This window comes from Tessaracoccus sp. ZS01, assembly GCF_022342445.1.
GTDB lineage: Bacteria > Actinomycetota > Actinomycetes > Propionibacteriales > Propionibacteriaceae > Arachnia.
Genome location: NZ_PQFE01000006.1, coordinates 92953 through 113571 on the forward strand (window position 1 = coordinate 92953; position 20619 = coordinate 113571).

General features: G+C 69.9%; 20 protein-coding genes. 14 read left to right on the top strand and 6 right to left on the bottom strand.

What is annotated here, in order from left to right; translation table 11 throughout:
* Nucleotides 1-31: 31 nt before the first annotated feature.
* From C3E87_RS08175 to C3E87_RS08235, 13 genes are all read left to right on the top strand, one after another.
* Entirely contained in the window at nucleotides 32-1567 is a 1536-nt protein-coding gene (locus C3E87_RS08175; protein WP_083665499.1) for an alpha/beta hydrolase, read from the top strand.
* A gap of 141 nt (nucleotides 1568-1708) precedes the next feature.
* A complete protein-coding gene (locus C3E87_RS08180; protein ID WP_076061491.1) occupies nucleotides 1709-2983 on the top strand; it encodes a substrate-binding domain-containing protein in 1275 nt (424 codons plus the stop codon).
* Between the two features lie 19 nt (nucleotides 2984-3002).
* Nucleotides 3003-3758: an ABC transporter ATP-binding protein gene (locus C3E87_RS08185; RefSeq protein WP_198928250.1), complete on the top strand. Its 756-nt coding sequence runs from the start codon at nucleotides 3003-3005 to the stop codon at nucleotides 3756-3758.
* Nucleotides 3755-4459 carry an ABC transporter ATP-binding protein gene (locus C3E87_RS08190; RefSeq protein WP_076061494.1) on the top strand — a complete coding sequence of 235 codons (705 nt, stop codon included), beginning with the start codon at nucleotides 3755-3757 and terminating at the stop codon, nucleotides 4457-4459. Before C3E87_RS08185 ends, C3E87_RS08190 begins: the two co-directional genes overlap by 4 nt.
* Nucleotides 4456-5331 (top strand): branched-chain amino acid ABC transporter permease, encoded by an 876-nt coding sequence (locus C3E87_RS08195; RefSeq protein ID WP_076061496.1) that lies wholly within the window; start codon nucleotides 4456-4458, stop codon nucleotides 5329-5331. Before C3E87_RS08190 ends, C3E87_RS08195 begins: the two co-directional genes overlap by 4 nt.
* Nucleotides 5328-6404, top strand: coding sequence for a branched-chain amino acid ABC transporter permease (locus C3E87_RS08200; RefSeq protein WP_076061498.1), 1077 nt, complete (start codon nucleotides 5328-5330; stop codon nucleotides 6402-6404). The genes C3E87_RS08195 and C3E87_RS08200 overlap by 4 nt, the downstream gene beginning before the upstream one ends.
* Nucleotides 6401-7909 carry a class I adenylate-forming enzyme family protein gene (locus C3E87_RS08205; protein WP_076061500.1) on the top strand — a complete coding sequence of 503 codons (1509 nt, stop codon included), beginning with the start codon at nucleotides 6401-6403 and terminating at the stop codon, nucleotides 7907-7909. Before C3E87_RS08200 ends, C3E87_RS08205 begins: the two co-directional genes overlap by 4 nt.
* Nucleotides 7906-8520 carry a TetR/AcrR family transcriptional regulator gene (locus C3E87_RS08210; protein ID WP_076061502.1) on the top strand — a complete coding sequence of 205 codons (615 nt, stop codon included), beginning with the start codon at nucleotides 7906-7908 and terminating at the stop codon, nucleotides 8518-8520. Before C3E87_RS08205 ends, C3E87_RS08210 begins: the two co-directional genes overlap by 4 nt.
* Nucleotides 8517-9266 (top strand): 3-hydroxybutyrate dehydrogenase, encoded by a 750-nt coding sequence (locus C3E87_RS08215; RefSeq protein WP_076061504.1) that lies wholly within the window; start codon nucleotides 8517-8519, stop codon nucleotides 9264-9266. The genes C3E87_RS08210 and C3E87_RS08215 overlap by 4 nt, the downstream gene beginning before the upstream one ends.
* Nucleotides 9263-10141 (top strand): alpha/beta fold hydrolase, encoded by an 879-nt coding sequence (locus C3E87_RS08220; protein ID WP_076061506.1) that lies wholly within the window; start codon nucleotides 9263-9265, stop codon nucleotides 10139-10141. Before C3E87_RS08215 ends, C3E87_RS08220 begins: the two co-directional genes overlap by 4 nt.
* Nucleotides 10138-10845 (top strand): CoA transferase subunit A, encoded by a 708-nt coding sequence (locus C3E87_RS08225; protein WP_076061508.1) that lies wholly within the window; start codon nucleotides 10138-10140, stop codon nucleotides 10843-10845. The genes C3E87_RS08220 and C3E87_RS08225 overlap by 4 nt, the downstream gene beginning before the upstream one ends.
* A 2-nt stretch (nucleotides 10846-10847) precedes the next feature.
* Nucleotides 10848-11495, top strand: coding sequence for a 3-oxoacid CoA-transferase subunit B (locus C3E87_RS08230; RefSeq protein WP_076061510.1), 648 nt, complete (start codon nucleotides 10848-10850; stop codon nucleotides 11493-11495).
* Entirely contained in the window at nucleotides 11492-12673 is a 1182-nt protein-coding gene (locus C3E87_RS08235; RefSeq protein WP_076061512.1) for an acetyl-CoA C-acyltransferase, read from the top strand. Before C3E87_RS08230 ends, C3E87_RS08235 begins: the two co-directional genes overlap by 4 nt.
* A gap of 250 nt (nucleotides 12674-12923) precedes the next feature.
* Here C3E87_RS08235 and C3E87_RS08240 read toward each other — a convergent pair whose 3' ends face one another.
* From C3E87_RS08240 to C3E87_RS08260, 5 genes are read right to left on the bottom strand one after another with little or no spacing between them, the layout of a single operon-like run.
* A complete protein-coding gene (locus tag C3E87_RS08240; protein WP_143570946.1) occupies nucleotides 12924-14093 on the bottom strand; it encodes a TIGR04053 family radical SAM/SPASM domain-containing protein in 1170 nt (389 codons plus the stop codon).
* A gap of 49 nt (nucleotides 14094-14142) precedes the next feature.
* The gene (locus tag C3E87_RS08245; RefSeq protein ID WP_076061514.1) at nucleotides 14143-15213 is read right to left on the bottom strand and encodes an ABC transporter ATP-binding protein; all 1071 of its coding nucleotides are present in this window, start codon (nucleotides 15211-15213) and stop codon (nucleotides 14143-14145) included.
* The gene (locus C3E87_RS08250) at nucleotides 15210-16028 is read right to left on the bottom strand and encodes an ABC transporter permease (protein ID WP_076061606.1); all 819 of its coding nucleotides are present in this window, start codon (nucleotides 16026-16028) and stop codon (nucleotides 15210-15212) included. The genes C3E87_RS08245 and C3E87_RS08250 overlap by 4 nt, the downstream gene beginning before the upstream one ends.
* Nucleotides 16025-16912, bottom strand: a complete 888-nt coding sequence (locus tag C3E87_RS08255) for an ABC transporter permease subunit (protein WP_076061516.1) — start codon at nucleotides 16910-16912, stop codon at nucleotides 16025-16027. Before C3E87_RS08255 ends, C3E87_RS08250 begins: the two co-directional genes overlap by 4 nt.
* Nucleotides 16912-18099 (bottom strand): ABC transporter substrate-binding protein, encoded by a 1188-nt coding sequence (locus tag C3E87_RS08260; RefSeq protein WP_076061518.1) that lies wholly within the window; start codon nucleotides 18097-18099, stop codon nucleotides 16912-16914. Before C3E87_RS08260 ends, C3E87_RS08255 begins: the two co-directional genes overlap by 1 nt.
* Nucleotides 18100-18301: 202 nt before the next feature.
* Here C3E87_RS08260 and C3E87_RS08265 point away from each other — a divergent pair, with 202 nt between their 5' ends.
* Nucleotides 18302-19282, top strand: coding sequence for a ribose-phosphate pyrophosphokinase (locus C3E87_RS08265; protein WP_076061520.1), 981 nt, complete (start codon nucleotides 18302-18304; stop codon nucleotides 19280-19282).
* 16 nt (nucleotides 19283-19298) lie between these two features.
* Here the strand turns inward: C3E87_RS08265 and C3E87_RS08270 are convergent, their stop codons facing one another.
* Entirely contained in the window at nucleotides 19299-20618 is a 1320-nt protein-coding gene (locus tag C3E87_RS08270) for a nitrate/nitrite transporter (protein ID WP_076061522.1), read from the bottom strand.
* Nucleotide 20619 lies beyond the last annotated feature (1 nt).

Consider the following 20619-nt stretch of genomic DNA (forward strand, 5'->3'; position numbering starts at 1 on the left):
GGGCGCCCCGTCGGGTGATTACGCTGGGGCGATGCATCTGACGAGCACCTCGATCGACGTGGACGGCTTCCACCTGCAGGCCCTCACGTCCACCGGTGACCACGCTCGCACCCTCGTGCTGGTGCACGGGCTGGGGGTGGCGTCCAGCTACTTCGAGCCGTTGGCCGAGGCGCTGGGGCGCGGCGGCCGGCTGGTGCTGCTCAACCTGCCCGGCTTCGGGCCCACCCCAGAGCCGGACCAGACGCTGCGGATCGCCGAGTTCGCCACGCTGGCCCGCCGCGCGGTGGCCGAGTTGGGCGTCGAGGGGGCCGTGTGGATCGGGCACTCGATGGGTGCCCAGGTGGTCGTCGAGGCGGAGGCCCAGCAACCCGGGCTCTGCTCCCGCATGGTGCTGCTGTCGCCGGTGGTCGACCGCACGAGCCGCCGGGCGCGCACCCTCGTGCGCCAGTTCAGCCAGTCGGCGCTGAAGGAGAAGCCCAGCTCGGCCGCCGCGTCGGTCCGGGCCTTCCTCAGCTGCGGGCCGAAGTGGATGTGGCAGATCTTCCCCGCGATGCTGAACTACCCCATCGAGGACCGGATCTCCCTGACCCACGTCGAGACGCTGCTCGTGGCGGGCGAGCTCGACCTGATGGCGCCGCGCCGCTGGCTGGAGGAGCTGGCTGATCGGGCCGGGGGTCGCACTCAGGTCGCCGTGGTGCCGGGCGCGCACCAGGCGATGCACACCCACGCCGAGAGGGTGGCCGAGCTGATCCTGGCCCCGTGCGGGCCGGAGGACCCCACATCTCGATCCGGGGTCCCAGACGACGCCGCATCTGGATCCGGCGAGGCTTCGCCCCACCCGCCCGTCTCTGCCTGGTCGGTACTCCGCAGCCCCCGGTCGGTCCGGGTCGCCGCCCAGGACTGGGCGGTGGCGCTGCGCGACCAGTACCTCTCGCTCCGCGCCCCCAGGGATGAGACGTCCGGCACCCCAGGCGACTGCACCGGCCCGGCCGTCGTCCTCATCCCCGGCATCCTGGAGAACCCGCGCTACCTGGCGCCGCTGCAGCAGTGGCTCGTCTCGCACGGGCACACCGTCCACCAACTGCCCGCGCTCGGCTGGAACCTGCGGGGGCTCACGGCCTCCGTCACCCAGGGCCTCGACGCGCTGGAATCCCTCGAGGTGCGCGACGCCGTCGTCGTCGCACATTCCAAGGGCGGGCTCATCGGCAAGGCCATGCTGCTCAGCCCCAGATCCGACGGCGTGCTGACCGGCATGGTGGCCGTGGCGACGCCGTTCAGTGGCTCGCAGCTGTGGAACCGCGTGCAGCGGATGTTCCTGCTCCGCCGCTCCCCGCTGGGGCTGTTCCACCCGGAACACCCGGAGCTGGCCGCGCTCATCGCCGAGCGCGAGGTCAACCGTCGGATCGTGTCCCTGGCCCCCGCGTTCGACCAGATGATCCCGGGCGGCTCGCATCTCGACGACGCCACGAACGTCACCCTGAGCGTCGAGGGCCACTTCCGCCCCATGAGTGACCCGGCGGTGTGGGAGGTCATCCATGACCACCTGCACCAACTGGCCGCGCAGTAGCGAGGGCGTCCCCGCGACGGCGATCCCGCGTCGCTCACCCGTCGTGATCGAAATGTGACCTGAAAACCTTGACACGCTCTCTCCGCACAGGGCACGATCCTCATACCTGAATCACCTTTCATGTTCAGCGGAAGGAACACCATGCGGACAAAGAAGCCCGTACTCGCAGCAGTAGCTGTGGGCCTGTCAATGATGCTGGCCGCCTGTGCGCCCAGCACCACCCCCGCTCCGGCCGAAACCTCGGCCGGTGGCGGGACCACCGCCTCCGAGAGCGCCGGCGGCGAAACCACGGCCAGCGGCAGCGCATCGGCCAGCACCTCCGAGGTCGCCACCGGCGACCCCGTGAAGGTCGCCATCATCTACTCCAAGACCGGCCCTCTCGCCGCCTACGGCGAGACCTACTACCAGGGTTTCCAGGCAGGCCTTGACTACGCCACCGACGGCTCCGGCGCCGTCGACGGCCGCGAACTCGAGATCACCTACACCGACGACGGCGGTGACCCCGACAAGGCAGTCGCCGCGGCCAAGGAGGCCATCGGCAACGGCACCAGGATCATGGGCGGCACGGTTTCCTCCGGTGTCGCCGGGCCGCTCGCCGAGCAGGCCGAGCAGAACAAGGTGCTCTACATCTCCGGCCCGGCCGCGGCCGACGCCATCACCGGCATCAACCGCTACACGTTCCGCTCCGGCCGCCAGTCGCTGCAGGACGTCGCCACCACCTCGGGCCAGATCTCTGAGGGCTCCAAGGTGCTCGTGTTCGCGCAGAACAGCGCGTTCGGTCAGGGCAACGTGGCAGCGGCCAAGGCGATCCTGGAGGCCAAGGGCGCCACGGTCTCCGAGCTGCTGGTGCCTGAGGCGGAAACCGAGTTCACCCCCTTCGCAGCCCGCATCCTCGACGCGAAGCCCGATCTGGTCTTCGTGGCCTGGGCGGGAGCCACCTCCGGCGCGATGTGGCAGGCGCTGTCGCAGCAGGGCGTGCTCGAGAGCACCAACGTGATGACCGGCCTCGGCGACCTCTCCACCTACGGCGCGTACGGTGAGGCCTCCGACAAGATCAACTTCCTCAACCACTACTTCCCCGGTGCCCCGGACAACGAGGTCAACGACGCGATGGTGTCGTTCCTCGACGAGGGTGGCCACCAGGCCGATCTGTTCTCGCCCGACGGTTTCGTCGCCGCGCAGATGATCGTCCAGGCAGTGCGCGAGGGCGGCGGGGACGACGTCGAAGAGATGATCGCCTCGCTCGAGGGCTGGGAATTCGACGCCCCGAAGGGTCCGCAGCAGATCCGGGCATCGGACCACGCCATGATCCAGCCGATGTTCGTGGTGAAGCTCAAGGACGAGGGCGGCCAGTGGGTGCCTGAGCTCGTCGAAACCATGGACGGCGCCGACGTGGCCCCGCCGGAAGCGTCGTGAGCGGATCCTGATGATGCAAGTGACAACTGTGGGACCAGCGCTGGAGGTCCGGGACCTCTGCTGGCAGGTGGGCGGCGCACGCATCGTGCGGGACGTGAGTCTGGCCGTCGCCCCCGGGGAAATGGTGGGGGTCATCGGCCCCAACGGTGCGGGCAAGACGTCGCTGTTCAACCTGATCAGCGGCATCAATCCGGCCAGCAGTGGCCGGGTGCTCCTCCTGGGCAGGGACGTAACGAAACACTCAGTGGCGTCCCGGGCCAGGGCCGGCCTCGGCCGCACCTTCCAGACCTCCAGCCTGTTCCCACGGTTGTCCGTCCTGGAGAACGTACGGCTCGCGGCGCAACAGCGCCTCGGCGGCTCGCTCTCCATCCTGAAGTTCCCGCGCAGCGCTGACGACGCCACCCGTCTTGCCCGCGAGATGCTCGACATCGTGCAGTTGGGGTCCCGCCGCAGCTTCGCCGGCGACCTCAGCCACGGCGACAAGCGCAAGCTCGAGATCGCCGTCCTCCTCGCCCAGGACCCCAGCGTGATCCTCCTCGACGAGCCCATGGCCGGCGTGGCGCACGCCGACGTGCCGGGGCTCACCGAGGTCATCCGCGACCTCAACAACCTGGGCAAGACCGTCATGATCGTCGAACACCACCTCGAGGTGGTGCTCGGCCTGGTCAGCAGGGTCGCCGTCATGCACCACGGCGAACTCCTCGCGTTCGACGAGCCCGGCGCCATCATGGCCAACCCGACGGTGCAGTCGGCCTACCTGGGAGACATCGCATGAGCCTGCTCACCGTTGAGCACCTCCGCGCCACCGTCGGCGGCCAGCAGGTCGTCGAGGACATCACGTTCGAGGTGCCCGCCAGCGGGGTCACCGCCGTGCTGGGCCGCAACGGCGTCGGCAAGTCGTCGACCCTCAAGGGCATCCTCGGCCTCTACGACCGCACCGGCACCGTCACCTTCGACGGCGAACGCATCGACCACGAACCCACCCACCGCATCGTCCAGCGCGGCATCGGCTACGTGCCGGAGGACCGCGAGGTCTTCAGCATGCTGACCGTGCACGAGAACCTCACGCTCGCCGCGCGCCAGGACGAGCCCCGCTGGGAGTTCGTCCACCAGCTGTTCCCGGAGCTCAAGCAGCGCGCGCAGCAGCGGGCCGGCACCCTCTCCGGTGGCCAGCAGCAGATGGTCTCGCTCGGCCGCGCTCTGATCAACGACAACCGGCTCCTCCTCATCGACGAACCGACGAAGGGGTTGGCGCCGAAGATCGTCCAGGAGGTGGCCGCCGTCCTCGACGAGGCCGCCCGCACCGTCCCGATCCTGCTGGTGGAACAGAACCTGCAGGTCATCAACCGTCTCGCGAGCCGCGTCATCGTCATCGACTCCGGCCGCGTCGTCCATACCGGCGACGCCCGCGAACTGCTCGACGACACCGAACGTGTCCAGCGGTTCCTCGGCGTCCATGGGGAGGCCACGAAGTGAGCACGCTCGTCCTGTTGACCTTCACCGGGCTGGGCCTCGGCGCCCTGTACTTCCTGGTGGCCTCCGGCCTCAGCCTGATCTACGGCCTGATGGGCGTGTTGAACTTCGCCCACGGCTCGTTCCTCACCCTCTCCGCGTTCGCCGGGTTCGAGGTGGGCCGACGGCTGGGTGCCGGCACGTTCGCCGGCTTCTTCGGCTCCATCCTGGTGGGCGCGGTGGTGGGCGGCCTCTTCGCCGCCGCCACCGAACTGCTGCTCATCCGGCCGCTCTATAAACGCCACATCGAGCAACTGCTCGTCACGGTGGGCCTGTCCCTGGCCACCGTGGCGCTGTTCGAGGGCATCTGGGGCCCGGACCCGATCTTCCTGGATTCCAGCGGCTGGCTGCGCGAGACCACCGAGATCCTCGGCGCCCGCATCCCCAACGACCGCTTCGTCACCATCCTGGCGGCCCTCATCGTGCTGGGCGGCCTGGTGCTGTTCCTCAACAAGACGCGCTACGGCCTGATCATCCGCGCCGGCGTCGAGAACCGCTCGATGGTCACCGCGCTCGGCATCGACGTGCGCAAGGCGTTCACGCTGGTGTTCACCATCGGCGGCATCGCGGCCGGCATCGGCGGCGTGCTCGCCAGCCACTTCTTCGGCTACGTCTCGCCGCTGCTCGGCGGCTCGCTCCTGATCTTCGCGTTCATCGTCACCGTCATCGGCGGCATGGGGTCCCTCGCCGGGGCGGCCATCGCGTCGGTGCTGGTGGCGCTGCTCCAGCAGTTCGCCAACTTCTACCTCGGCGTCGGCGACTTCATCGTCGTGCTGCTGCTCGGCGTCGTCCTGCTCGTCCGCCCCCAGGGCCTCCTCGGAAAGGCCGCAGCATGAAGAGGCTCCTCCCCCGCGAAGGCCGCGGCTACCTGATCGCCCTGGTCGTCGTCGTCGCCCTGTTCGTGGCGCCGCTGCTGGCCATCCCCGGCCTCGGCATCCTGCCCGGCCCCACGTATTCGGCCGGTTCCATGCACCTGATGGCGTTCACCATGCTGATGGTGGCCGTCGTGCTGTCCTACCACCTGATCTTCGGCGTCGCCGGCCTGCTGTCGTTCGGCCACGCGCTGTACTTCGGCGTGGGCGTGTACGGCCTGGCCATCGTGCTGCGCAACACCGAGCTCCCCCTGCTGGGGGCGGCGGCCGTGGTGCTGGTCATCGGCATCTTCGTCGCCAACGTGCTGGGCGCGATCAGCCTGCGGGTCAGCGGCATCTCGTTCGCCATGGTGACGCTGGCCTTCGCGCAGGCCGGCAACGTGCTGGTGCGCCGGAACCCCGGCCGCCTCACCGGCGGCGAAGAGGGCCTGTCCATGGCCAGCGACAACGTGCCGGATTTCCTCATCGGCGTCATCAACACCCGCAACCTGTACTGGGTGGCGCTCATCACCGTCGCCGTCGTCTACGTGATCGTCGCCTGGATCGAGAACTCCCGGCTGGGCCACAACGTCGCCGCGGTGCGCGAGAACGACACCCGCGTCCGCGTGCTGGGTGGCCGCCCGTACCTGGTCAAGCTCATCGCGTTCGCCGTCGGCGGCACGTTGGCCACGTTCACCGGCATGGTGTTCCTGCTGCTCCAATCCGGCGCCTCCGCGACGGCGGTGTCCACCGAGTTCACCATCTCGCTGCTCACCATGGTGGTGCTCGGCGGTGTGGGTTCCCGGTGGGGGGCCGTCGTCGGCGCCATCATCTACACGCTGCTCAACCAGCGCCTCAACGCGCTGGCCAGCTCGCCGGCCATCGCGGACCTGCCGGCCATCCTGCGCATCCCGTTGTCGGAGCCCATGTTCATCCTGGGGACGTTGTTCATCCTGATCGTGCTGTTCCTGCCCGGCGGCGTGTCCGGCACGCTCAACCGCCTCACGGGTCGCCGACGCGCCCGCGAGGGCCGCGAGGCACTGGAGGACATCGCGTGAACACGGACCACACGATCGACCGCTGGCTCACTGACAGCGCCCGCTCCTACCCGGACAGGGTGGCCGTCGACGACCGCGGCGTCGGCACCACCTATGCCGGCCTGGAGCGCCGCGTCGGGCGGTTGTCTGAGCGGCTCACCCGCGGCGGCTACCGCGCGGGCGACCGCATCGCCACCGTCACCGGCAGCAGCACCGATCACGTGGTCTGGTTCTTCGCCTGTGCCCGGCTGGGCATCGCGCTCGTCCCGCTGTCCTGGCGCTCGGCGCCGGGTGAACTGGCCCACGCCCTGAGGGTCGCCGATCCGATGCTGGTGGTCGTCGAGGACGCCTACGCCACCGTCGCCGGGGAAGGGCTGGCCCTGCTGCCGGAGCCCATCAACACCGCCAGGTTCGACACCTACGGCGTGCCGCCCCGCGCCCACCACACGCCGGCCGGTCCGCGGCGCGGGCCCCACAACGACGACCCCCTGCTGATCATCTTCACCTCCGGCAGCACCGGCCGCCCCAAGGCCGCCGTCCTCACCCACGACACGTGCTTCTGGACCAACCTGTCCTTCTCGCGTGTGGTGCCGCTGAACCGCGACGACGTGGTGCTCTCGGTGCTGCCCCAGCACCACGCCGGCGGGTGGAACGTGCAGCCGCTGCTGGCCTGGTCCGTCGGCGCCACCGTCGTGCTGGAGCGCACGTTCGACGCCCGCCGCATCCTGCAGCTCATCCCCGCGCGCGGCATCACCGCCATGATGGGCGTGCCCACGCACTACCGGCGGCTCAGCGAGGAGTACACCTTCGCCGAGACCGACCTCTCTACGTTACGCACCGCCGTCGTGGGCGGCGCTCCCGCCTCGGCCGCCGTGCTGCGCACCTGGCACGCCCGGGGCGTGCGCCTCACCCAGGGCTACGGGCTCACCGAGGCCGGCCCCAACGTGCTCTGCCTCCCGCCCGAGGACGCCCTCGACCGCGTGGGCTCCGCCGGGCGACCCTACCCCCACGTGGAGGTGGCGCTGGCAGAGCCGGTCAACGGTGAGCCTGTCGTCGGCCCGGGCACCGGGGAACTGCTGGTGCGGGGCCCCGGGCTGTTCGCCGGCTACCTCGGCGACCCCGTCGCCACCGACGACGCACTGCGCGAGGGCTGGCTGCACACCGGCGACCTCGCCACCCGCGACGAGGCCGGTTACTACACCATCCTCGGCCGCACCGACGATGTGTACATCTCCGGGGGCGAGAACATCGCTCCCGTCGAGGTGGAGGAAGCGTTGCTGACGCACCCCGCGGTCGCCCAGGCCGCCGTCGTCGGCGTGCCGGACGACGTCTGGGGCGAGGTGGGCCACGCCCACGTGGTGCTGCGCCCGGGCGCGACGGCGGACAGCGCCGAGCTGATCGCCCACGTGCGGGCGCAACTGGCCGCCTTCAAAGCCCCGGCGAGGATCACCTTCGCCGACGCCCTGCCCACCGCCGGTATCGACAAGGTCAGCCGCCGGGCACTGAGAGAAGAGAGTCGCCGATGACGACCACCACCCCCCGCACCGCACGTGGCGAGCGCACCAAGGCGAAGATCCTGGATTCGGCGCGCACCGCGTTCGCCACGCACGGGTACCACGAGGCGTCGATCGTGAAGATCACGGAGGGCGCGGGCGTCGCCATGGGCACCTTCTACCTCTACTTCCCCGGCAAGGCTGAGCTCTACCACGAGGTGGTCGTCGACCTGAACCGCCAGCTGCGCAACGCCATGCGCCAGGGCAGCGAGGGCGCCACCAACCGCCTCGAAGCGGAACGCGGCGGGTTCCGCGCCTACTTCGACTTCCTCGCCGAGCACCCCGAGGTCTACCCCCTCATCCGCGAGGCCTGGTTCGTGGCCCCCGACGCGATGCGCACCCACTACACCCGCATCTTCGAGGGCTACGCCGAGGCGTTGGCCGAGGCGGCAGGGCGGGCTGAGATCTCCGTCGCCAACCCGGAGGTGGCTGCGTGGGCGCTGATGGGCGTCGGCGAGGTGGTGGGTATGCGCTACCTCAGCTGGGACGCCGGCCATCCGGCGGCCAAGATCCCCGACGACGTGTTCGAGGCCGTCATGGACTTCGTCACCAACGCACTGCAACCTCGAGGAGGACACGCATGAGCACCCCACTGAGCGGCCGGAAGGCCCTCGTCACCGGCGGCGCCAGCGGCATCGGGCTCGCCTGCGCACAGGCGTTGGCCGCCGACGGCGCACGCGTCGTCGTCGCTGATCTCAACGAGGCCGCCGCGCGCGAGACCGCCGAGGAACTGGGCGGCGAGGCCTGGGTCGTCGACCTGTCCGACACCGCCGCGCTCGAGGACCTGAGCCTCGACTGCGACATCCTCGTCAACTGCGCCGGCATCCAGCGGGTCTCCCCCATCGAGGACTTCGACCCGGCCGCGTTCCGGCTGCTGCACCGCATCATGCTGGAGGCGCCGTTCCTGCTCATCCGCGCGGCGCTGCCGCACATGTACGCGCAGGGGTTCGGCCGCATCATCAACATCTCGTCGGTGCACGGCCTGGTGGCCTCGCCGTTCAAGTCTGCCTACGTGTCGGCCAAGCACGGCCTGGAAGGGCTGTCTAAGGTGACGGCGTTGGAGGGCGGCCCGCACGGCGTCACCTCCGTGTGCGTCAACCCGGGCTACGTGCGCACCCCGCTCGTCGAGGGCCAGGTGGCGGACCAGGCCAGGACGCACGGCATCTCGGAGGCCGAGGTGATCGAGAAGGTGATGCTGGTGCAGCCCGCGGTCAAGGAGTTCGTGGAGCCCGGCGACCTGGGCGCGCTGGTGTCGTTCCTCGCCGGCCCACACGGCCGCATGGCCACCGGCGCCAGCTATGTCATGGACGGCGGGTGGATCGCGCGATGAGCCGCCGAGACGTCACGGTGCCCGGCGGGCTCTACTGCCACGTCTGGGAACCCTCGTCGGACCCCGTGGGCACGGTGCTCGCCGTGCACGGCATCACCTCGTCGTCGCGCGCCTGGGAACCTCTGGCCCGGCACCTGCCCGGGTGGCGGATCATCGCCCCGGACCTGCGCGGGCGGGGGCGGTCGAACGCCCTGCCCGGGCCGCACGGCATGGCGCAGCACGCCGACGACGTGGCCGCCGCGCTGGAGCACCTCGGCATCCACCACGTGCTGCCCGTGGGCCACTCGATGGGCGGGTTCGTCTCCGTGACGCTCGCCCACCGGCACCCGCAGCTCATGGACCGGCTGGTGCTGGTCGACGGCGGCCTCCCACTGCCGATGCCCGAGGGTCTCGCCCCGGAGGACGCGCTGCAGGCGATCCTCGGCCCCGCGGCGCAACGGCTGTCGATGAGCTTCGACTCCCCCGAGGAGTACGTGGCGTTCTGGCGGCAGCACCCCGCCTTCGCCACCTGGACGCCGGACGTGGAGCGCTACGTCCGCTACGACCTGCACGGCGACGAGGCCCCCTACCGGCCCTCCACCAGCTACGACGCCATGGCCGGCGACTACCAGGACCTGGTGCGCACCGAGGGCAACACGTTCCTCGACGCGCTGCAGAACCTGACGGTGCCCACGGCGTTCCTGCGCGCAGAGCGCGGCATGATGGACGAGCCCGGCGGGCTCTTCCCCGCTGACTATGCGGCGCGGTGGGCGGCCCGGCTGCCCGGGTTCACCGTCGTGGATGTGCCCGGGGTCAATCACTACACGATCACACTGTCGGAACGCGGAGCAGCCGTGGTCGCCGATGCCGTGCTGCACCAGGAGGTGGCCCCATGACCAAGGTCCGGACCAATATCGCCGAGGTGCTGACGGAGCACCTCTTCGACGGGATGACGCTCGCCGTCGGAGGCTTCGGGTTGTCCGGCAATCCGGTGGACCTGATTGAGATCGTCCGGGATTCGGGCGTCCGGGACCTGACCGTGGTGTCGAACAACATGGGCGTCGACGGCGTGGGCCTGGGGATGTTGCTGGACAACAACCAGGTCCACCAGGTGCTGGCGTCCTACGTGGGCGAGAACAAGACGTTCATGGCGCAATACATCAGCGGCGAGCTCGAGGTGGAGTTCGTGCCGCAGGGCACGCTCGCGGAGCGGCTGCGTGCGGGCGGGGCCGGCATCCCGGCGTTCTACACCGCCACGGGGGTGGGCACGATCATCGCGGAAGGGAAACCGACCGCCACTTTCGACGGCCGCGAGTACGTGCTGGAGCGCGCCATCGTCGCCGACGTGTCGCTGGTGCACGCCCACACCGCGGACGTGAGCGGCAACCTGGTGTTCAACCGGACGGCCCGCAACTTCAATCCCAACGTCGCGACGGCGGGGCGGGTGACGTTCGTGGAGGCCGAGCACATCGTCGAGTTGGGCGGCATCGACCCCGACGCGGTGCACCTGCCCGGCGTCTACGTGCACCACGTGGCGCAGTATTCCGGGCGCGAGAAGCCCATCGAGCAGCGCACCGTGCGTGCGCGTCAGGAGGCTTAGACATGGCCTGGACCAGGGACGAGATGGCGGCGTTGGCCGCCGCAGAACTCCATGACGGCGACTACGTGAACCTGGGCATCGGCATGCCCACGCTGGTGGCCAACAACCTGCCTGACGGCGTGCACGTGGTGCTGCAGAGCGAGAACGGCATCCTCGGGATGGGCCCGTTCCCGTACGAGGGCGACGAGGACGCCGACCTGATCAATGCAGGCAAGCAGACCGTGACGCTGCTGCCGGGCGCGGCGATCTTCGATTCGGCCACGAGCTTCGCGATGATCCGCGGCGGCAAGATGGCCGCCGCCATTCTGGGCGCGATGCAGGTCTCGGGCGCCGGGGACCTGGCGAACTGGCAGATTCCCGGCAAGCTCGTGAAGGGCATGGGCGGCGCGATGGACCTGGTGGCCGGCACGGACCGGGTGATCGTGCTGACTGAGCACGTCGCCAAGGACGGGTCGCCGAAGATCGTGGCCGAGTGCACGCTGCCGCTCACCGGCAAGGGCGTGGTGCAGCGGATCATCACCGATCTCTGCATCTTCGACGTGGTCGACGGCGGGCTGGTGCTGCGACGCATCGCCCCCGGACATTCGGCCGATGAGATTGAGACCATGACCGGGGCCGAGTTCTCGGTGGAGCTGGAGGAAGCGGCATGAGGGACGTCGTGATCGTGGGCGGGGCACGCACCCCGCAGGGCCGGTTGCTGGGGCAGCTGGCCTCGCTGACCGCCGTCGACCTGGGGGCGCACGCGATCCGTTCCGCGCTGTCGCGGGCCGGGGTGGCGGCGGAGGCCGTGCAGTTCGTGTTCATGGGTCACGTGATCCAGGCCGGCTGCGGACAGAACCCGGCGAAGCAGGCCGCGGTGGCGGCCGGGCTGGGCATGAACGTGCCGGCCGAGACGGTCAACAAGGTGTGCCTTTCCGGGCTGGCCGCGGTGACCAACGCGGCGCGCATCATCCGGCTGGGTGAGGCCGACGTCGTCGTGGCCGGCGGCATGGAGTCGATGACCAACGCCCCGCACCTGGCCCGGGTGCGCGCCGGCGTGAAGTACGGCACGTCCCCGCTGGAGGACGCCGTGGCCGCCGACGGGCTGGACGACGCCGCGGACTGCATCTCGATGGGGCTGCTCACCGAGCAGGGCAACGAGCGGCACGGGTTCACGCGCGAGGAGCAGGACGCCGTGGCGGCCGACTCCCACGCACGGGCTGCTGCGGCCGCGGCCGACGGGGTGTTCGACGACGAGATCGCGCCGGTGTCGATCCCGCAACGGCGCGGCGAACCGTTGGTGCTCGACAGCGACGAGGGCGTGCGGGCCGAGTCCACCGTCGAGACGCTCGGGAAACTGCGGCCGGCGTTCCGCGAGGACGGCACGATCACGGCGGGCAACGCGTCGCCGATCTCCGACGGCGCCGCTGCGCTGGTGGTGACGAGCCGCGAGTACGCGGAGGCCAACGGGTTGACGGTGCTGTGTTCCGTGGGCGAGGCCGGCCAGGTCGCCGGGCCGGACACGCAACTGCACGAGCAGCCGTCCCGGGCGCTCGCCGCGGCGCTGGCCCGTGCGGGCTGGGACGTGACCGATCTGGACTTCCTCGAGATCAACGAGGCCTTCGCCGCCGTCGCGTTGGCGTCGCTGCAGGAGCTTGGCTACCCGTGGGAGCAGACGAACCTGCACGGCGGTGCCATCGCGCTGGGCCATCCCGTCGGGGCCTCGGGTGCGAGGTTGGCGCTGCATGCGGCGATGGAGCTGCATCGTCGGGGCGCCGGGCGCGCGGGTGTCGCCTTGTGTGGAGGCGGCGGCCAGGGCGAAGCGCTGCTGCTCTCCGCCGACTCTTGACCGGTCCGCGAGTCGTGTCGCGCGGGCCCGTCCATAGGCGCCCACAGGAACCATCCGGCACAGCTTGCGTTTAGCCGTGGGCAAGGGGGCGCCCTTCGCGGTAGGTCGGGCGTTGGGGGTGCCCGCCGACGACTGGCTCGGTGAGACCACATCTCCGGCGGGTGGGGTCCCACATGGGCGAGAAGGGCGCCCCCTTGCCCACGGCGATCCGGCCCGAGGGGACCCCGTCGACCACCTGAGGGATGTGCGGTCAGGCCCCCTGAGGCTGGTAGATGCAGGTGGGGTCCGACGCGAGCGGGTCGCCCAGCATGGCGTGCGCCCGCGCGCGGCTGCCGCCGCAGATCCAGTTGAACTCGCACACGCCGCACTTGCCGGAGTACGACGACGGCTCCCGCAGCGCCTTCATCATCGGCGCCTCCGCGTAGATCTCGCGGAACGACTGCTCCTTCACCGAGCCGCACTTGTGGGGCAGGAAGCCTGACGGGTAGACGTCGCCGATGTGGTCCACGAACGCGAACCCCCGGCCACTGTTGACCCCGATCGGCGGCCGCGGCGTGCGGCGTTCGACGACGCTGCCCAGCAGCCGCTCGGTCTCCTCCGTCAACCACGCGTGCAGCTCGCCGCGCTCAGGCATGGGCTGGCCCGCTGCGCGGAGGTCGTCGCGCTGGATGGCGACCCGACGGTAATTGGGCGCCTCGGTGACCTTGACGGCGACCCGGTCCGAGACGTCGTGCAGCCAGTGCAGCACGTCCTCCATCTCCTCCGGGTCGAGCGGTTCGAGGTTGGAGCCGCGCCCCATCGGCACGAGGAACAGCACGTACCACATGTGCGCCTTCATGCTCATGGTGGTGGCGAGCAATTGCGGCAGTTCCCGCAGGTTGTTGCGGCAGATGGTGGTGTTCACCTGGAACCGGAACCCGTGCTTGACCACGAGTTCCGCGGCCTTCATGGTGTCGTCGAACGTGCCGTCGATGCCGCGGAACGAGTCGTGCGTCTCTGCCGTGGCGCCGTCGAGCGACAGCGAGAACGCCTTCACCCCGGCCTCGCGGACCGAGGCGAGCCGCTCGTCGGTCAACAGCGGGGTGACTGACGGCGACAGCGCGATGGGCAGCCCGATGGAGGTGCCGTAGGCGATGAGCTCCTCCAGGTCGGGGCGCTCGAAAGCATCGCCGCCGGAGAGGATGACGATGGGCTTGGGGGTGCCGTAGCCCGCGAAGTCGTCGAGCAGCGCCTTGCCCTGCTCGGTGGTCAGCTGGCGCGGGTCCGCCCGCGTGAACGCGTCGGCCCGGCAGTGCCGGCACGCCAGCTGGCACGCCCGGGTGACCTCCCACACCAGGACGTGGGGCCGATCGCCGGCGTCGTGGTGCAGGGTCCGCACCACACCCTTGGACTGCGGGTGGTGCATCGGGTGCTGGGACATGACCGCGATCCTACAGGCAGTAGTACGTGGCCGGGGACCTCGTCGCAGCTCAGGCCGCCACCAGAACCGGCACCGGGTCGAGGCCCACCAACACGTCGGTGCCCTCGGACAGCGCAGCCGTTTCGCGGGCGGTCACGAAGGCGGTGATCTCGTGGTCCGACTCCGCCATCGCCAGGTGCACGACGGCGTGGTCACCCTGGAACGACAACTGCCGCACCGTGGCCATCCTGCCCTCCCCGCCGTCGGCCCGGTCCTCGCAGGGGGTGACGGTGATCCGCTCGGGGCGCACCAACGCGGTGCCGCGGCCCTCCGTGATGGAGCCGGGGAGCGCGGGCAGCCACTGGTCCATCACAAGCACGTTCCCGGCCGAAACGACCCCCGGCAGTTCGTTGGTCTGGCCGATGAAGCGGGCCACGAAACCGGTGGCGGGACGCTCGTAGAGTTCGCGGGGCGAGGTGAGCTGCTCCAGCCTGCCCGCCTGCATGACGCCCACCCGGTCCGCCATGGCGAGGGCCTCGCCCTGGTCGTGGGTGACGAACAGCGTGGTGGTGCCGAGCTCCTGCTGGATCCGGCGGATCTCATCGCGCAACTGCACGCGCACCTTGGCGTCGAGGGCTGAGAGGGGCTCGTCGAGGAGCAGCACGTCCGGGTTCGAGGCCAGCGCCCGGGCCAGCGCCACCCGCTGCTGCTGGCCGCCTGACATCTCGTGCGGGAAGCGGTTGCGCTGGGCGATGAGCCCCACCAGCTCGAGGTGGTGGTCGATGATGGCCTGGCGCTTCCGCCCGGGCACCTTCCGCATGGAGAGGGCGAAGTCGATGTTGCCGGAGACCGTGAGGTGGGGGAACAACGAGTAGCTCTGGAAGACCATCGCCATGTTGCGCCTGTTCGGCGGGGTCTGGGTGATGTCGCGGCCGCCCACCGACACGGTGCCGGAGTCGAGGTCCTCCAAGCCGGAGAGCACGCGCAGCGCGGTGGTCTTGCCGCAGCCGGAGGGGCCCAGCAGCGCGACGAGTTCGCCGGGGCGGATGTCCAGGTCGAAGTCGTCCAGCGCCTTCACTGCGCCGAAGCTGCGGCGCAGGCCGCGCATCTCGACGCCCACCGCGGAACTGTTCGTGCTCATGATGTGACCTTCCTCTTGCGCTGGCGCGACGTGATGTAGCTGAGCCCGACCAGCAGCGTGATGCCGAACAGCAGAGTGAGCAGGGACACGGCCGCCGCCACCTGGGGCGCGGCCTGGTTGACCAGCATGACGCCGGTCTGGAGGTTCTCGCGGGCGAGCATGCGGGCGATGGTGAACTCGCCCAGCACGACGGCGATCGAGATGAACGCGGCCGACGCCACAGCGTTGCTCAGGTTGGGCAGGATCACCCGCAGCAGTACCGTCGGCCAGGAGGCGCCCATGGAGCGCGCGGCGGCAGTGAGGGTGTGCACGTCGATGGCGCTGAGGCCGGAGTCGAGCGCCCGGTAGGCGAACGGCAGCACGAGGATGACGTAGGCGAACGCCAGCCAGATGGCGTGGGTGTCGAGCACCCGCGTGGCGATGAAGCGGTACACCGGCACGAGGCCCACCACCAGCACGATGGCCGGCAGCGTCAACGGCAGCAGGACGACGAACTCGACGACCCTCGTCAGGTTGGGCAGCCGCAGCCGCACCCACACCATCGTCGGCAGGAGCAGCACGAACATGATCACCAGCGTCAGGGCGGCGATGGCCAGCGAGTTCTGCAGCCCGGTGTAGAGCGGGCCGAGGCGTGCGGCGTCGCCCGCCCCGATGAGACGCCCCCAGGCGTCCCACGAGTAGGCGCCCGTCAGTGGGAAACGGATGGAGAACTCGAACAGCGCGTAGAGCGGGTAGGCCAGGAACAGGCCGACGAGACCGAGGACCACCCAGCGGAAGACGGCCCGCCTGCGCGCCGACGTGGCGGCCCGGCTCATCGGGTCCACCGCGCGGTGCGCTTCTGCAGGAGGGCGTAGAGGCCCATCACCACGGCGATCACCACGATCATGCCGGCGGCGAGCGCCTGGGCGTAGGAATCCATGTCGGTGTTGTTCTCGTTGCGGATGGCCCCCTCGATCGCCATCGGCACGATGATCGTCTTCTGCGAGATCAGCGCCGCTGCCGTCGCGTAGGCCGAGAACGCGTTGGCGAACAGCAGCAGGAAACTGCCGAGGAAGCTGGGCGCGAGGATGGGCCCCGCCACGCGCGTCCAGAAGGTCCAGCCGGAGCCGCCCAGGTTCTCGGTGGCGTCGCGCCACTCCTGGCGCAGGCCGGCGACAGCAGGCAGGAACACGATGATCATCAGCGGGATCTGGAAGTAGCAGTACACGACGATGAGGCCCGGGATGGAGGTGAGGAAGTCGCCGGGGAGCGTCACCCCGAACGAGCCCGCCATGAGCCGCGTGAAGTTGCCGTTCTTGCCCAGCACGGAGATGAAGGCGAATGCGAGCATGACGCCGCCGAACTGCGCCAGCACCGACGAGACGGCGGTGTAGACGCGGTGCAGCGGCGACGTCGTGGGCACGGTCGCCAGCGCATAGGCCGCGACCCCGCCGACGACCGCCCCGATGAGGGCCGACGCGAGCGCCAGCCAGGCGGTGGTGGTGAAGATCTGGACGGTAGCGGGCGTGAACAGCTTGGCCACGCCGTCGAGGGTGAACTCCCCGGCCCGGTTCCGGAACGCGCCGATGATCACGATGATCGTGGGCAGGAACAGGAAGATCACGAGATAGCCGAAGAAGGGGAGGGTCACCGCCGCGTCGCGGACCTGCCGCGCGACGCGTGATCTGGGGGCTGTCACGCCCGCTGCCGTCTGGAACATCAGGAGATCGTCTTGTCCCAGTTCTCCTGCAGGAACGCGGTGATGGCGTCGGACTGCTCGGAGGTGGGCGACACGAGGCTCTCCACCTGCGGTGCCGCTGCCTTGGCCTCGTCGGAGAACTCGTCGGCGAAGAGGACGTTCAGCACCGGCACGGCGCCGCCCTCGGCCCAGAGGTTCTGCGCGGGGGCCGAGAACAGGAACTCCTGCCACAGGCGCGCCGCGGCCGGGTTGGGGGCGTCGACGTTGACGGCCTGCTTGTAGTACGACCCCAGCGTGATGTCCTCCGGGAGGAAGGTGGCCCACTCGACGCCCTGCGCCTGAAGCTTCTCGGTGACGGGCACCATGTTGTAGGACCAGTCGAAGACGACGCCGTGCTCACCGGATTCGATGGTGCCCGGGGTCACGTCGGTGAGGTTGAGGGTCTTTGCCTCGTTGAGCTTGATGAAGTAGTCCATGCCGGGCTGGGTGTCCTCCATGGAGCCGCCGTTGGCGAGGTTCGCCAACAGGAAGCCGTTGAAGGCCGCGCCGGCCTCGGCGGGCTTGCCGTTGAGGGCGACGGTGCCAGCGAACTTCTCGTCGGTCAGTTCGTCGAGCGAGGTGATCTCGCCGAAGAGGGTCTTGTTGTAGCCCACCACCATGACGCCGGTGTAGTCGGAGACCCAGAGGCCGGTCTCCTCCTTCTGGTCTGCGGGGATGTCGTCGAACTTCTCCACCTTGTAGGGCGCGAAGTGGTCGGTGGACGAGAGGGCGACGTTGGTGCCCAGGTCGAACACGTCCGGGGCCTTGTCGGTGCCCTTGTTGGCCTCGGCGGCGGCGATCTCTTCCTTCGAGGAGGCGTCGGGGGCCTGCTCGTTGATGGTGATGCCGTAGGTGTTCTTGAAGCAGTCGATGATGCGGCCGTAGTTGGCCCAGTCGTGCGGGAGGGCGATGGTGTTGAGCTGGCCCTCGGCCTTCGCGGCGGCGATGAGGCCGTCGAGGCCACCGAAGTCGGCGGCGGAGGTGGCGGTGGCGGCGTCGATCTCGGCGGCCTTGGCCTCGATGTCGACGGGGGCGCAGGCGTCGCCGGCAGCCGTGGCGTCAGCGGCGGCGGCGTTCTCGCCGTCGGCCGGGGTGGTGTCGGCGCCGCAGGCGGTGAGCGTCACCAACGCGGCCAGGCCGACGAAAGCGGCGGTACGGATTGCACGCATGAGCGTTCCTTTTCTTCAGGGGCGGCCATCTGGCCACCGCCGTGGAAAGCTATGCCCCCGACCTGAACGGCGCGCACGTCCTGGCTGAACGCCGGGTGAACAGCAGGAAACGTGGCTGTCGCCGGCCGGTCGGTGAACCGCTGGCCATGGATCCTGCGCGGCTCGCTAGGCTGAGGCCAGTCCAACAAGATAGGGGCTGCCGGTGAAGGGCATCGTCGTGTTCTCCGGGTCGGCGCATCACGAGCTGGCCGACGACATCTGTGACCATCTGGGGCTGAGGCGCTCCGGCGTCAAAATCTCCCGCTTCAGCAACGACTGCCTCCAGGCCCAGTTGCTGGCCAACTGCCGCCAGCGCGACGTCTACATAGTGCAGCCGCTCGTGCCTCCCACGCAGGAGCACCTGATGGAGCTGCTCCTGATGATCGACGCCGCCCGCGGGGCGTCGGCCGGTCAGATCACCGCCGTCATCCCCCACTACGCCTACGCCCGGTCCGACAAGAAGGACGCCTCGCGCATCTCCATCGGCGGCAAGCTGGTGGCGGACATGCTCGCGACGGCGGGCGTCGACCGCGTGCTGACCATGGCCCTGCACGCTCCGCAGGTGCACGGCTTCTTCTCGGTGCCGGTGGACCACCTCACAGCGTTGGGCGTCATCGCCGACCACTACCGCGAGCGGGATCTCACTGACTGCGTCGTCGTCTCCCCGGACCTGGGCAACGCCAAGCAGGCCACGCTCCTGTCGCGGCTGCTCAATCTCCCCGTCGCCGCGGGCTCGAAGCAGCGGCTGGCCGACGACCGGGTGGTCATCGACGCCATCGTCGGCGACGTCCGGGGCAAGCGCGCCATCGTGCTCGACGACGAGATCGCCACGGGCGGCTCGATCGTGGAGATCGTGCGCGCGCTGCAGGCCTTCGGCGCTGCGGAGGTGAGTGTCGCCTGCACGCACGGTCTGTTCACCGGCAACGCGGTGGAGAAGCTGCTGGCCGTGGATGCCATCAAGGAGATCGTGTCTACCAACACGGTGCCGGCACCGGAGAACTTCCCGGGCCTCACGTGCCTGAGTGTCGCCCAGTTGTTCGCCAGCGCCATCGACCGGATCCACAACGGCCGCTCCGTCTCGAAGCTGTTCAACGACGTGGATCCGTCGCACGCCCCGCCGCCCCAGCCGGAGGGTCTTTTCTGACGGACCCCGTGGCGGGTCAGTTGCCTAAGCTCCGGCGGCGACGCAGCCTCTCGAGCACCTCGCGCCAGCTCGGCACGACGACGCCCTGGGCTTCCATCAGCGTGCGGAGCTTCCGGCGGCTGAGCAGAATCCCGCCGATGCCGACGATGAAGAACGGCGCCTGCAGCGCCCACGCCAGGCGCAGGTGCTCCGGCGTGTAGGCGTTCCCGCCCGCGATCCAGTCGAGGAACACGCCCATCAGCAGGATGAGCAGGGTGCCGCCCGTGAACGCCCCGGTGATGACGATGCCGTTGGCCGCCCCCAGCCGCGTCGTCGGCAACGACGTGCGGGGGAAGTCGAAGCCGATGCCGGTGCCCGGCCCGCCCACCGCGAGGACCAGCACCAGCAGGAACAGCAGGGCACCCGGGGCGCGCCCCGGCCAGAGCAGCACCGCGGCCCACACCACGATCAACGAGCACACCACGATGAGCGCCAGCGTGCTGCGGCGCAGCGGATGCCGGGCGGTAAGGGCGCCGATGACAGGCCCCGCGAACATCGCCGCGACGGACAGCACCGTGAACAGCCCAGACGCCTGGAGCTGCGACAGTCCTTGGGCGACGATCAGGTACGGCATGCCCCACATGAAGATGAAGGCGTTCATCGAGAAGCCGGAGGTGAAGTGCACCCAGAACCCGAGCTGCGTCGCGGGATGGCGCGTCACGTCGGCGATCCGCCCCGGGATCTCGCGCAGCGGGTCGACGACCATGCCCGCGTCCTCCCCCGGCGGCGCGTTGCGCACCCACCCGATGACCGCCAGCACCGCCAGCGCGCTGGCGCCGGCCACGATGAGGAGACCCAGCCGCCAACCGAGGAGCTGGATCACGGGCAGCACGATCACCACCGACGCGATCTGGCCGAAGCCGGCGAACATGCCGGTGATCTGGGTGAGCACCGGAATCCGGCTCGGTTCGAACCAGCGTGGCAGGAGCTTGAGGATGCCGTTGAAGATGCAGGCGTCGCCGACGCCCAGCAGGATCCGGGCGACATAGGCCAGGGGCAGCTCGGTGGCCAACGCGAGCACCATCTGGCCCCCGACGATCACCAGGATGCCGCCGGTCAGCACGAGGCGGGATCCGTACCGGTCGAGCAGCAGCCCGACGGGAACCTGGGCCAGCGCGTAGACCGCGAGCTGCAGCACCACGAACGTGGAGATGATGCCGGGCGTGGTGCCGAAATGCTGGGCGGCCTCGAGTCCGGCCACGCCCAGCGAGGTGCGGTGCATGACGGCGACCGCGTAGGCGAGGAGGCCGACCCCCCACACCACCCAGGCCGCCCGGCCGTACCCGCTTGTACTCACA